This is a genomic window from Pseudomonas fluorescens (assembly GCF_005938625.1).
Lineage (GTDB): Bacteria > Pseudomonadota > Gammaproteobacteria > Pseudomonadales > Pseudomonadaceae > Aquipseudomonas > Aquipseudomonas fluorescens_BD.
The window spans coordinates 1-13273 of record NZ_VCNJ01000101.1; the positions used below are offsets into that span (position 1 = coordinate 1).

The 13273-nt window shown below is 58.3% G+C and carries 12 protein-coding genes; 5 read left to right on the forward strand and 7 right to left on the reverse strand.

Going from position 1 to position 13273, the window contains the following annotated elements; genetic code table 11:
• Window positions 1-369: 369 nt before the first annotated feature.
• The 3 genes from FGA82_RS30775 to FGA82_RS30790 all read right to left on the reverse strand — a co-directional run bounded on the left by FGA82_RS30775 (window position 370) and on the right by FGA82_RS30790 (window position 3428).
• Window positions 370-2028: a cation acetate symporter gene (locus FGA82_RS30775; protein ID WP_095119937.1), complete on the reverse strand. Its 1659-nt coding sequence runs from the start codon at window positions 2026-2028 to the stop codon at window positions 370-372.
• The gene (locus FGA82_RS30780) at window positions 2025-2336 is read right to left on the reverse strand and encodes a DUF485 domain-containing protein (protein ID WP_008087300.1); all 312 of its coding nucleotides are present in this window, start codon (window positions 2334-2336) and stop codon (window positions 2025-2027) included. Before FGA82_RS30780 ends, FGA82_RS30775 begins: the two co-directional genes overlap by 4 nt.
• Before the next feature lie 240 nt (window positions 2337-2576).
• Complete coding sequence (locus FGA82_RS30790) at window positions 2577-3428, reverse strand: glycine betaine ABC transporter substrate-binding protein (protein ID WP_141130007.1); 852 nt, start codon at window positions 3426-3428, stop codon at window positions 2577-2579.
• Window positions 3429-3714: 286 nt separating this feature from the next.
• Between FGA82_RS30790 and FGA82_RS30800 the strand changes: the two genes are divergently transcribed.
• Window positions 3715-5310: a glycosyl hydrolase family 17 protein gene (locus FGA82_RS30800; protein ID WP_141130008.1), complete on the forward strand. Its 1596-nt coding sequence runs from the start codon at window positions 3715-3717 to the stop codon at window positions 5308-5310.
• Window positions 5311-5407: 97 nt separating this feature from the next.
• Here FGA82_RS30800 and FGA82_RS30805 read toward each other — a convergent pair whose 3' ends face one another.
• Window positions 5408-5776, reverse strand: a complete 369-nt coding sequence (locus FGA82_RS30805) for a hypothetical protein (protein WP_141130009.1) — start codon at window positions 5774-5776, stop codon at window positions 5408-5410.
• A 224-nt stretch (window positions 5777-6000) separates the two neighbouring features.
• Between FGA82_RS30805 and FGA82_RS30810 the strand changes: the two genes are divergently transcribed.
• Window positions 6001-7299, forward strand: coding sequence for a serine/threonine protein kinase (locus FGA82_RS30810; protein ID WP_116032398.1), 1299 nt, complete (start codon window positions 6001-6003; stop codon window positions 7297-7299).
• The gene (locus FGA82_RS30815; RefSeq protein WP_108226817.1) at window positions 7292-8080 is read left to right on the forward strand and encodes an MlaA family lipoprotein; all 789 of its coding nucleotides are present in this window, start codon (window positions 7292-7294) and stop codon (window positions 8078-8080) included. Before FGA82_RS30810 ends, FGA82_RS30815 begins: the two co-directional genes overlap by 8 nt.
• Before the next feature lie 181 nt (window positions 8081-8261).
• Here the strand turns inward: FGA82_RS30815 and FGA82_RS30825 are convergent, their stop codons facing one another.
• The gene (locus FGA82_RS30825; RefSeq protein WP_141130010.1) at window positions 8262-9176 is read right to left on the reverse strand and encodes a DUF808 domain-containing protein; all 915 of its coding nucleotides are present in this window, start codon (window positions 9174-9176) and stop codon (window positions 8262-8264) included.
• Window positions 9177-9311: 135 nt separating this feature from the next.
• Here FGA82_RS30825 and FGA82_RS30830 point away from each other — a divergent pair, with 135 nt between their 5' ends.
• The gene (locus FGA82_RS30830; RefSeq protein WP_141130011.1) at window positions 9312-9917 is read left to right on the forward strand and encodes a TetR/AcrR family transcriptional regulator; all 606 of its coding nucleotides are present in this window, start codon (window positions 9312-9314) and stop codon (window positions 9915-9917) included.
• Between the two features lie 102 nt (window positions 9918-10019).
• Here the strand turns inward: FGA82_RS30830 and FGA82_RS30835 are convergent, their stop codons facing one another.
• Window positions 10020-10478, reverse strand: coding sequence for an REP-associated tyrosine transposase (locus FGA82_RS30835; protein WP_116032405.1), 459 nt, complete (start codon window positions 10476-10478; stop codon window positions 10020-10022).
• A 212-nt stretch (window positions 10479-10690) separates the two neighbouring features.
• The gene (locus tag FGA82_RS30840) at window positions 10691-11131 is read right to left on the reverse strand and encodes a GlcG/HbpS family heme-binding protein (protein ID WP_141130012.1); all 441 of its coding nucleotides are present in this window, start codon (window positions 11129-11131) and stop codon (window positions 10691-10693) included.
• 268 nt (window positions 11132-11399) lie between these two features.
• On the opposite strand from FGA82_RS30840, the gene gcl reads away from it, so the two are divergent.
• Window positions 11400-13175, forward strand: coding sequence for a glyoxylate carboligase (gcl, locus tag FGA82_RS30845; protein WP_008083509.1), 1776 nt, complete (start codon window positions 11400-11402; stop codon window positions 13173-13175).
• The last annotated feature ends 98 nt before the right edge of the window (window positions 13176-13273 follow it).

Sequence of the window (13273 nt, forward strand, 5' to 3'; positions counted from 1 at the left end):
GCGACGTCGGAAGGCTGAGTGGAGGGATTGATCCGGGCGTGGGAGCGCAGCGACCGTTTGGCGCAGCCAAACACAGCGAGAGGAGGTGCAGCGAAGCAAACCGTAGGCGCTGCGCCCGGATCGATCCCGCAGCGAAGGGACCCCGAGCCCCAGCGAGCGGGCCGCACGTAGGAGCAAGCGTTTTTTGCTTACTTTTTTGGCGTTTGAAAAAAAGTGAGTCGCCGTAAGGGCGAAACCCTAATCAGCCGTTACCGCAGCAACGGATATACACCCAATAAAAAACACACCAAAGTCCGATAACCGCCCAATAAAAATGCCCCGATCTCTCAACCGGGGCATTCAGCACAACATTAAAAAACCATCAAACCATCAATGCGAAACCGCCCCACTCGCCCCCAACCCAGTCTGCGAACGCACAAACTGCGGGAAGAACAACGCCCGCTCTTTGTCCGCAGCCGCCGACTTGTCAGTAATCGAGAAGAACCAGATCCCGACAAAGGCAATGATCATCGAAAACAGCGCCGGGTACTCGTAAGGGAAGATCGCCTTCTCATGATGCAGAATCTGCACCCAGATGGTCGGCCCAAGCACCATCAAACCAACGGCACTGACCAGCCCCAACCAGCCACCAATCATCGCACCACGAGTGGTCAGCTTCTTCCAGTACATCGAAAGCAACAGCACCGGGAAGTTGCAACTCGCCGCAATGGAGAACGCCAGACCAACCATGAAGGCAATGTTCTGGCTTTCGAACAGGATGCCCAAGCCAATCGCCAGCACGGCCAAGGCAATGGTGGTGATCTTCGAGACACGAATCTCGTCCTTCTCGTTCGCCTTGCCCTTCTTGATCACACTGGCATACAGGTCGTGAGAAACCGCCGAAGCACCCGCCAGCGTCAGACCGGCAACAACCGCCAGAATGGTCGCGAACGCCACCGCCGAAATAAAGCCGAGGAAGATACTGCCACCGACCGCGTTGGCCAGATGCACCGCCGCCATGTTGTTGCCGCCCAACAGCGCGCCAGCCGCATCTTTGAAGGCCGGGTTAGTGCTGACCAGCAGGATCGCGCCGAAGCCGATGATGAAAGTCAGGATGTAGAAGTAACCGATGAAGCCAGTTGCGTAGAGCACGCTCTTGCGAGCTTCTTTTGCGTCACTCACGGTGAAGAAGCGCATCAGAATGTGTGGCAGGCCAGCCGTACCGAACATCAGCGCCAGACCCAGCGAGAATGCCGAAATCGGATCCTTGACCAGACCGCCCGGGCTCATGATCGCTTCGCCTTTGGCGTGAACCTTGATCGCCTCGGAGAACAGCGTGTTGAAGTCGAAGCCTACGTGCTTCATTACCATCAGCGCCATGAACGAGGCACCGGACAACAACAGCACAGCCTTGATGATCTGTACCCAAGTGGTCGCCAGCATGCCGCCGAACAGCACGTACATGCACATCAGCACACCGACCAGAATCACCGCGACGTGGTAGTCCAGACCGAACAACAGCTGGATCAACTTGCCGGCACCAACCATTTGCGCGATCAGGTAGAACGCCACCACCACCAGCGAACCGCAGGCCGACAGGGTGCGGATCTGGGTCTGCCCGAGGCGGTAGGACGCCACGTCGGCAAAGGTGTATTTACCCAGGTTACGCAGACGCTCGGCGATCAGGAACAGGATGATCGGCCAGCCCACCAGGAAGCCGATCGAGTAGATCAGGCCGTCGTAGCCGGAGGTGAACACCAGCGCGGAAATCCCCAGGAAGGACGCCGCCGACATGTAGTCACCGGCAATCGCCAGACCGTTCTGGAAGCCGGTGATCTTGCCGCCCGCCGCATAGTAGTCGGCCGCCGAGTTGTTTTTCTTCGAGGCCCAGTAGGTGATGTAGAGCGTCGCACCGACGAACGCCACGAACATCAGGATCGCGGGAATGTTCAGCGGTTGTTTGGCCACCTCCCCCGTCAACGCGTCAGCCGCCCAGACACCCGGCGCGAAAGCCGCAACACTCAATAGAGCCAGTAGACGCCGGATCATTGCTGAGCCTCCTTGAGAATCGCATTGTTCAGGTCGTCAAACTCGCCATTGGCGCGGCGCACGTAGATACCGGTGAGGATGAATGCCGAAAGAATCAGTCCGACACCGATCGGAATACCCCAGGTAATCGAAGACTCGGGACTGAGTTTCGCTCCCAGTATGTGCGGCCCGTAAGCGATCAAAAGGATGAAGCCAGAGTAAAGCCCGAGCATGATTGCCGAGAGAATCCAGGCGAATCGTTCCCTTTTCTGAACCAGCTCCTTGAATCGGGGACTGTTTTGAATCGAGAGGTAAATGCTGTCGTTCATTGTTTTTATCCTCGCAGCACAGATTATTGTTGGAACATAGCTAATGTATGCGGCTGCGGGAGCGGTAACAGACGACCTTAGTAGTAGAACGCCATGACACTTTTGCCAATTTCCGGTACACACAAAACAACTGTGGGAGCGAGCTTGCTCGCGAAGGCGTCGTATCAGTCAACACATCAGTCGACTGATAGACCGCTTTCGCGAGCAGGCTCGCTCCCACAGGATATTGCGGTGAGGCGGTTATTTGGTCCAGTCAGCCACGCGATCCGGGTGCTTGGCGACCCAATCCTTGGCCGCTGCGTCAGGCTTGGCACCGTCTTGAATCGCCAGCATGACTTCGCCGATTTCGTCTTTCGACGCCCACTGGAAGTTCTTCAGGAACTTGGCCACTTCCGGTGCTTTGGTCGCGAGTTCTTTGCTGCCGATGCTGTTTACGGTTTCAGCTGCGCCATACACGCCTTTCGGGTCGTCGAGGAAGCGCAGTTTCCACTTGGCGAACATCCAGTGCGGCACCCAACCGGTGACCGCGATGGATTCGTTTTTCTTCTCGGCACGGGTCAGCTCGGCAATCATGCCGGCGCCGGAACTGGCTTTGAGGCTGTATTTGTCGAGGCCGTAATCCTTGATCGCCTGATCCGTCTTGAGCATCACGCCTGAACCGGCATCGATGCCGACGATGCGGTTTTTAAAGGTGTCATCGGTTTTCAGATCTTCGATCGACTTGGCTTTCACATACTCCGGCACGATCAGGCCGATTTTCGCATCCTTGAAGTTCGGGCCGTAATCGACGACCAGATCCTTGTTCTTCGTCCAGTACTCGCCGTGGGTCACGGGCAGCCAGGCTGAGAGCATGGCGTCGAGTTTGCCGGTGGCAACGCCTTGCCACATGATCCCGGTGGCGACGGCTTGCAGCTTCACGTCATAACCGAGTTTCTGCTTGATCACTTCGGCCGCCACGTGGGTGGTCGCGACGCTGTCGGACCAGCCGTCAACGTAACCGATGTTCAGGGTCTGTTTTTCTGCACTGGCGAACGTGGAACTCATCGCAAGCACCAGAGCAGCACTTGCGCCAAAAAGTCGTCGCATCTTCATCGTTACTTCCCCGAAATGCTGCGCCCGACGGATGACGGGCGGCGTCAACGTATTGTTATGGTGCACGGCGCCCCCATCACGCCTGACCGCAAACTCGTTAGAACATCAGCGGAGCACTGATGGCTTGATCATCAACCTCACGCGGTCGTCGACCTGCTCTACCAGCGACCTCAAGACAACGAGAAACGACATCACAAGGCCATTAATGGCGTCTGGATATTTGACGCCAGACAATCCGCCCGAACTTTGCATGTCAAAATCATGCGGGCCACCAACCCCTCTATAAATGCAGGTAACATGCGTCGCTTTGCAGCCACTCGGCCTGACCATGTCCGCGACGTCCCGCTTCCCCTTTCTGCCTTATCTCTTTGCCTGCCTGCTCGGGCTGTTTGCCCTCGGCGGTTTCTGGTACGGCCTCGGCCAACCGGTGGTTCTGCCGGATGCAGCGACGCCGACACACAAGCTGCAATGCGCCTCGTACACGCCGTTCGATAAAGACCAATCGCCGTTCGACGTGCCGTTCAAACTGCGCCCGGAGCGCATGGACGCCGACCTCGCGTTGCTGGCGACACGCTTTGAGTGCATTCGCACCTATTCAATGACTGGCCTGGAAGCGTTGCCTGATCTGGCGCGCAAACACGGCTTGAAATTGATGATTGGCGCGTGGGTCAACAGCAACCCGGTGGACACCGAGAAAGAAGTCGACCTGTTGATCAAATCGGCCAACGCCAACCCGGATGTGGTCAGCGCGGTGATCGTCGGCAACGAAGCGCTGCTGCGCAAAGAAGTCACCGGCGCGCAACTGGCCAAGCTGATCAACAAGGTCAAAAGCCAGGTCAAGCAACCGGTCACCTATGCCGATGTCTGGGAGTTCTGGCTCAAGCACCCGGAAGTCGCGCCAGCGGTGGATTTCCTGACCATCCATTTGCTGCCGTACTGGGAAGATGATCCATCAAACATCGATGCTGCCCTGCAACATGTCGCGGATGTGCGCCAGGTGTTCGGCAATAAATTCGCACCGAAAGACGTGATGATTGGCGAAACCGGCTGGCCGAGCGAAGGCCGTCAACGCGAGACCGCCCTGCCGAGTCGGGTCAACGAGGCCAAGTTCATTCGTGGTTTTGTCGCGATGGCCGAAAAGGAAGGCTGGCATTACAACCTGATCGAAGCGTTTGACCAGCCGTGGAAGCGCGGCAGCGAAGGTGCGGTTGGCGGTTATTGGGGCCTGTTCGATGCCGATCGTCAGGACAAGGGTGTGCTGGCCGGGCCGGTGACCAATGTGCCGTACTGGAAGGAATGGCTGGCGGTCGGTGGGTTGATTTTCCTTGGCACATTGATACTCGGCGGTCGCGTTCGCACTACACGCTCGGCGTTGGTATTGCCGCTGCTGGGTGCCCTCGCCGCTTGCTCGATTGGCGCCTGGGGTGATCTGGCGCGGGTGACCACACGGTTTACCAGTGAGTGGTTGTGGGTCGGCTTGCTGACGGCGTTGAATCTGTTGGTGTTGGCGCATGCGGCACTGACGCTGAGTGCGCGGACTGGCTGGCGTCAACGTGCGTTCAATGTGCTGGAGCGTCGCGCCGGCTGGCTGGTCGCGGCGGCAGGTTTTGCTGCGGCGGTGATGATGCTGGAAATGGTTTTCGATGCGCGTTATCGCAGCTTTGCGAGCATGGCGTTTGTACTGCCGGCGCTGGTTTATCTGTGTCGGCCGGTCAGCGTGCTGCGCCGGGAAATTGCATTGCTGACGTTTATTGTCGGCGCGGGGATTGCGCCGCAGTTGTATCAGGAAGGTTTGCAGAATCAGCAGGCGTGGGGCTGGGCGTTGGTGAGTGGCTTGATGGTGGCTGCGTTGTGGCGCTGCCTGCGCGTTCGCAAGGCCTGATTTTCAGCGAGGCTAAAGACCTCTTCGCGAGCAAGCTCGCCCCCACAGGAGAATGCATTCCAAATGTGGGAGCGAGCTTGCTCGCGAAGACTGATTGTCAGGCGCTGGGAGTCGCTCTGACCAACCGCAACCCGGCAATCACCAACGCAAACACCGCTAACGTGGTGTTGTACAACGCCAGTGCCGGCCCCCCGAACACCAGCGCCAACACCGCCAGCCACCACCCTGCCCGCCCGGGCACGACAAAACCGATCAGCGCCGCACCGAGCGCCGCCCAGCCCAGCACCTTGAAGTGAATCATCAAGCCCAGGTTCGAACGCACCTGACATTCCCAGCGGCTGGCCTCGTCGACGCAGATGCCCACCCACTTGCCGTCTTCCATAAAGCCATAACGCGCGCCATAACTGGCAGCCAGCCACAACGGCAACAGAACGAGCAGCAAAATCACGGGCAAACGGCGGGACATGAAACACTCCAATCTTCGGAAATCGGCGGCCAGCTTAATCTGCCGCCAGCCGTGTGCAAGAACTAACAACTGTTAACTGTTCATTCAGACGGTGCAAAGTGTATCGTCCAGCTACTATTACTCCGAATTCTGCCCGTTTGGTGCCGCAGCATGGCACTTTGGCGCACACCCGGTGGTCATAGCCTGCGAACTTCATTCGGCACCTTCCTCTAAGGGATCTAGTCATGCTCCGTTCCTTGCGCTTCGCCGCGCTGTTCAGCGGCCTTATTCTGAGTGCGTCCGCACTGGCGGTGGATATCGACGCCGCCAGTTATGGCTACCCCCTGACCAACCCGTTCGAGGCGACCATCGCCACGACGCCACCGGACTTGCGCCCGGAATTGCCGCTGGACGACGACATCAATCAGTCGGACCGCAGCCTGACGTTGCGCCCGGAGCGCGAGTTCATCCTGCCGGACAACTTCTGGGCGGTGAAAAAGCTCACCTACCGCATCGCCACCCAGGACAAGCCAGCACCGCTGATCTTCTTGATCGCCGGCACCGGCGCACGCTATGACAGCACGCTCAACGAATATCTGAAAAAGCTCTACTACAAGGCCGGCTACCACGTTGTGCAGTTGTCGTCGCCGACCAGTTTCGACTTCATCAGCGCAGCCTCGCGCTTCGCCACTCCGGGCGTGACCAAGGAAGACGCCGAAGACATGTACCGGGTGATGCAGGCCGTACGCGCGCAGAATCCCAAGCTGCCAGTCACCGAGTATTACCTGACCGGCTACAGCCTCGGCGCCCTTGATGCCGCGTTCGTCGCGCATCTGGACGAGACGCGCCGCAGCTTCAACTTCAAGAAAGTCCTGCTGCTCAATCCGCCGGTCAACCTCTACACCTCGGTGACCAACCTCGACAAGTTGGTACAAACCGAAGTTAAGGGCATCAACAACAGCACGACATTCTATGAGCTGGTGCTGTCCAAGCTGACCCGCTACTTCCAGCAGAAAGGCTACATCGACCTCAACGATGCGCTGCTCTATGACTTCCAGCAGTCCAAGCAACATTTGACCAACGAACAGATGGCGATGCTGATCGGCACCTCGTTCCGCTTCTCGGCGGCTGACATCGCGTTCACCTCCGACCTGATCAACCGCCGTGGCCTGATCACACCACCGAAATTCCCGATCACCGAAGGCACCAGCCTCACGCCGTTCCTCAAACGTGCGCTGCAGTGCGACTTCGACTGCTACCTGACCGATCAGGTGATCCCTATGTGGCGTGCACGCACCGACGGCGGCAGCCTGCTGCAACTGATCGATCAGGTCAGCCTGTATGCGCTCAAGGATTACCTGCATGACAGCCCGAAAATCGCCGTGATGCACAACGCCGACGACGTGATCCTCGGCCCGGGCGACCTCGGTTTCCTGCGCAAGACCTTCGGTGATCGCCTGACCGTTTATCCACTGGGCGGCCATTGCGGCAACATTAACTACCGCGTCAACAGCGACGCCATGCTGGAGTTCTTCCGTGGCTAAATATCTCCTGCTGATGGCAGCGCTCCTCTGCGCAGGCGTGGCCCAGGCCGACAACAGTAAAGCCAACGCGCCGGTGGTCGTCGACAGCGACGGCTTCAAGGAGCCGCTGTCCAAACTCAAATTCAACCCGGGGCTGGACCAACGCGAATTCGAGCGCTCGACGCTCAATGCGCTGAACGTCTACGATCCGCTGGAGTCGTGGAACCGCCGGGTTTACCACTTCAACTATCGCTTCGACCAATGGGTGTTCCTGCCGGTAGTCGATGGCTACCGTTACATCACGCCAAGCTTCGTGCGCACCGGGGTGAGCAACTTCTTCAACAACCTCGGTGACGTGCCGAACCTGGTCAACAGCCTGTTGCAGTTCAAAGGCCAGCGCTCGATGGAAACAACGGCGCGCCTGCTGCTCAACACCACCATCGGCATTGCCGGTCTATGGGATCCGGCAACGGCCATGGGCCTGCCACGTCAGAGCGAAGACTTCGGTCAGACCCTGGGCTTCTATGGTGTACCGGGCGGTGCCTACTTCGTACTGCCAATCTTCGGCCCGTCGAACATCCGCGATACCGCAGGCCTGGCCGTGGACTACACCGCCGAGTCGGCAATCAACTTCCTCAACGTTTCCGAAGTCAGCTCCAACCACCCGGAAATCTGGGCCCTGCGCGCGGTCGACAAGCGCTACCAGACCAGCTTCCGCTACGGTCAGATGAACTCGCCGTTCGAGTACGAGAAGGTGCGCTACGTGTATACCGAAGCGCGTAAGTTGCAGATCGCCGAGTAGTTTTCGGCAGGTACAAAAAAGGGCCATTCGATGCGAGTCGAATGGCCCTTTTTCATGGGATTGCAAAGATCAAATGTAGGAGTGAGCCTGCTCGCGATAGCGGTGTGTCAGGCGACGCTTGTGGGGCTGACACACCGCTATCGCGAGCAGGCTCACTCCTACAAGGGTTTTATGTTGAATGTCAGTTTTTCACGGCTTTCCAGATTTTGCCGACGACAGAAACCACCGCCAACACCACCGCACCGGCAATAATCCCCGCGACACCATTGAGCAACATCGGCACCGCAAATCCGGCACTCCCCGCCGCTGCGCCAACACCTTCAATCCAGTGATGCAGCACCGGCACACCATGGGTCAGGATGCCGCCGCCGACCAGGAACATCGCCGCCGTACCGACCACCGACAAGGTTTTCATCATGTACGGCGCAGCGCTGAGAATGCCGCTGCCAATCTTTTTGGCCATCTGCCCAGGCTTCTGCGTCAACCACAGGCCGAGGTCGTCGAGTTTGACGATGCCCGCCACCAGACCGTAAACACCGACCGTCATGACGATGGCGATGCCGGACATCACGATCACTTGCTGAGTCAGCGAAGCGTCCGCCACGGTGCCGAGCGTAATCGCGATGATTTCAGCCGAAAGAATAAAGTCCGTGCGGATCGCGCCTTTGATCTTGTCCTTCTCGTACGCCACCAGATCAGTCGCTGGGTCGGCCACGGCTTCTGTCAGTTGCGCATGCCCGGCTTCATCTTCGGCTTCGCTGTGCAGAAACTTGTGTGCGAGCTTCTCGAACCCTTCGAAGCACAGATACGCGCCACCGACCATCAACAACGGCGTTACCAGCCACGGTACGAACGCACTGATCGCCAGCGCCGATGGCACGAGGATCAGTTTATTGACGAACGAGCCTTTGGCCACGGCCCAGACCACGGGTATTTCCCGCTCGGCACGCACTCCGGAGACCTGCTGGGCATTGAGCGCCAGATCATCACCGAGCACGCCGGCGGTCTTCTTGGCGGCCATTTTGCTCATCAACGCCACGTCGTCCAGCACGGTGGCAATATCGTCGACCAGCACCAGCAAACTGCTTCCTGCCATGAATCCTGTTTCCTTTTATGTATGAATGTTGCGAAGCATAACGCGACCACAGACCACACGGGGCATTCTTGAGCGCTGCGCGAGGCCGGTGCTACCATGCGCAACCGCCAGAACAGGCAAGGAACCACCGGGTTTATGAGCACAATCCGCGAGCGCAACAAAGAACTGATCCTGCGTGCCGCCAGTGAGGAGTTTGCCGACAAGGGCTTCGCTGCGACCAAAACCAGCGACATCGCCGCCAAGGCGGGATTGCCCAAGCCCAACGTCTACTACTACTTCAAATCCAAGGAAAACCTGTACCGCGAGGTGCTGGAAAGCATCATCGTGCCGATTTTGCAGGCCTCGACGCCGTTCAATCCGGACGGTGTGCCGAGCGAAGTGCTGAGCGGCTACATCCGCTCGAAGATCCGCATCTCCCGCGACCTGCCCTTCGCCTCGAAGGTGTTCGCCAGCGAAATCATGCACGGCGCGCCACATTTGAGCGCCGACCTGGTTGAGCAGCTCAACGGCCAGGCCAAGCACAACATCAACTGCATCCAGAGCTGGATCGACCGCGGGCAAATTGCCCCGATCGACCCTAATCACCTGATGTTCAGCATCTGGGCCGCGACCCAGACCTACGCCGACTTCGACTGGCAGATTTCTGCGGTGACCGGGAAAGACAAGCTGGATGAGGCGGATTATGAGGCGGCGGCGCAGACGATTATCCGGTTGGTGTTGAAAGGCTGTGAGCCGGACTGAAACACCGTAGAGACGCCATCGCGAGCAGGCTCACTCCTACATTTGGAATGCGTTCCCCTGTAGGAGTGAGCCTGCTCGCGATCGAGGCAACTCGGTTTCAGCTCAAACCCAAATAGCATCCCACAGCGGATAGTCGCCAAGCTTCTCCACCAGCCCGGCCCGCAACGGGTTGGCCACGACATATCGCGCCATTTTCACCAAATCGTCTTCCCGTCTCAGGGCGCGGTCATGAAACCCTCTCTGCCAGAGAACGCTGTTTCCACTGGAAGCTTGCCTGACAGCCTTGGTGCTCAGCGATTTGGTTTTTTGCATCACCTCACTCAATGAACCTCGTCGCAATTCAATCAGCCAATGGAAATGATCTGGCATCACTACCCAGGCTAATGAGCTCACCAGCCCCGAATCTTGCGCGTGTCGAAATTGATCAGCGACCAGTTTTCCCAAGGCAAAATTCGTGAAAATCGGCTTTCGTTGATAAGTGGTGCTGGTTAACAGATAGATTCGACTGACTTCGGTATAGCGCCCGACTCTCAATTTATGTGCAGCAGGTAGATCCGGCATTCCTTTGCCCTCTGTGATCAGGTCATGACAAGGCTAGTACCGGGAAAGACAAATGGAGCGGTCAACTGTTGGCAGGATGTGTCTGGTAGATAGCTATCGCGAGCAGGCTCACTCCTACAGGGGATCTGGGGTGTTCAAACATTTTGTGTCTGAACACAAATCCCTGTAGGAGTGAGCCTGCTCGCGATAGCGGTTATTCAATCAACGCAGATTCAAGCAGCCACCCCCGCATCCGCCTTCAACTCCAACGCCTCCACCGCCCTGATCGCCACCTGCTCATCAATATCCGACAGATCACCGCTGATCCCGATCGCGCCCAGCACATTCCCCGCCTGATCCCGAATCAACACACCACCCGGTGCCGGCACGACGCTGCCTTGGCCCATGCTGTTGAGCGCGGCAATAAACGCCGGGCGTTGTTGTGCATCCAGTGCCAGCAGGCGTGAGCCTTTGCCCAGGGCGATCGCGCCCCAGGCTTTGCCGATGGCAATGTTCGGGCGCAGCAGGCTGGCGCCGTCTTCACGTTGCAGGGTGATCAGGTGGCCGCCGGTATCGAGTACCGCGATGGTCAGCGGCGCGGCGTTGATGCCGCGCCCTGCGTTGATGGCCTCGTTGACCAGGTTGACTGCGACTTTCAAGGTTAAAGCGCTCATGGTGCCGTCCTCATTTTGTTATAGGGAAAGTCGTGGGGCTGCGCTTTTCTGCCGCAGCCCGATGCAACAAATAGAACACAATGAGCTATTTTTTTGTATACAATAATTCTCGAAAAGCGCCGCATGCGACGAAAAGCCACAGTCAGAGAGGCTTCCGACGAATGAAACAGGCGCTTGAGAAAATGGATTGACCTGCGCCGTCCGCCGTGAATACACTCTGCGCAAAGCCACTTGTATACAATTACAAAACGTAAAGAGGCACAAAACCATGAGCAAAATGAGAGCAATCGAAGCCGCCGTTCTGGTGATGCGCCGTGAAGGGGTTGATACCGCTTTTGGCATCCCGGGCGCTGCCATCAACCCGCTGTACTCCGCCTTACAGAAAGTCGGTGGCATCGATCACGTCCTTGCTCGCCACGTTGAAGGCGCCTCGCACATGGCCGAGGGCTACACCCGCACCAAGGCCGGCAACATCGGCGTGTGCATCGGTACTTCCGGCCCTGCCGGTACCGACATGGTCACCGGGCTCTACAGCGCCTCGGCCGACTCGATTCCAATCCTCTGCATTACCGGCCAGGCACCCCGCGCCCGTATGCACAAGGAAGACTTCCAGGCCGTCGACATCACCAGCATCGTCAAGCCAGTTACCAAGTGGGCAACCACTGTTCTGGAGCCGGGCCAAGTGCCTTACGCGTTCCAGAAAGCCTTTTTTGAAATGCGCTCCGGCCGTCCAGGCCCGGTGCTGATCGACCTGCCGTTCGACGTGCAGATGGCCGAAATCGAATTCGACATCGACGCTTACCAGCCGCTGCCATTGGCCAAACCAACCGCGACCCGTGTTCAGGTCGAGAAGGCTCTGGCTCTGCTCGATCAGGCTGAGCGTCCACTGCTGGTTGCCGGTGGCGGCATCATCAACGCCGACGCCAGCGATCTGCTGGTTGAATTCGCTGAGCTGACTGGCATCCCGGTTATCCCGACCCTGATGGGCTGGGGCACCATCCCGGACGATCACCCGTTGATGGTCGGCATGGTCGGTCTGCAGACGTCGCACCGTTACGGCAACGCGACCATGCTGAAATCCGACGTGGTGTTGGGTATCGGCAACCGTTGGGCTAACCGCCACACCGGTTCGGTTGACGTTTACACCGAAGGCCGCAAGTTCATTCACGTCGACATCGAAGGCACGCAGATCGGTCGTGTGTTCACACCGGATCTGGGCATCGTGTCCGACGCCGCTGCAGCACTGACCGTGTTCATCGAAGTCGCTCGTGAATGGCAAGCCGCCGGCAAGCTGAAAAACCGCAGTGCCTGGCTGCAAGACTGCCAGCAGCGCAAAGCCAGCCTGCACCGCAAGACCCACTTCGATAACGTGCCGGTGAAACCACAGCGCGTTTACGAAGAAATGAACCAGGTGTTCGGCAAGGACACCTGCTACGTCAGCACCATTGGTCTGTCGCAGATTGCCGGTGCGCAGTTCCTGCACGTCTACAAGCCGCGTCACTGGATCAACTGTGGCCAGGCCGGCCCGTTGGGCTGGACCATTCCGGCAGCGCTGGGCGTGGTGAAGGCCGATCCGAACCGTAAAGTCGTGGCCCTGTCGGGGGACTATGATTTCCAGTTCATGATCGAAGAACTGGCGGTCGGCGCTCAGTTCAAACTGCCGTACATCCACGTCGTGGTGAACAACTCGTACCTGGGTCTGATCCGTCAGGCACAGCGCGGGTTCGAAATGGACTACTGCGTGCAGCTGTCCTTCGATAACCTGAACGCGCCGGAACTCAACGGTTACGGTGTTGACCACGTCGCAGTGGCTGAAGGCCTCGGCTGTAAGGCACTGCGTGTGTTCGAACCATCGGAAATCGCCCCTGCCCTGCGCAAGGCCGAACAGATGATCGAAGAGTTCAAGGTGCCGGTAATCGTTGAGATCATTCTGGAGCGTGTGACCAACATCTCCATGGGTACCGAGATCAACGCCGTCAACGAATTCGAAGACCTGGCGCTGGTCGGCAACGATGCGCCAACGGCGATTTCGCTGCTCGATTAACTGCTGCCTGCTGATCGTTCCCACGCTCTGCGTGGGAATGCAGCCCGGGACGCTCTGCGTCCCAAAGCGGACGCAGAGCGTCCATTGAGGCATTCCCA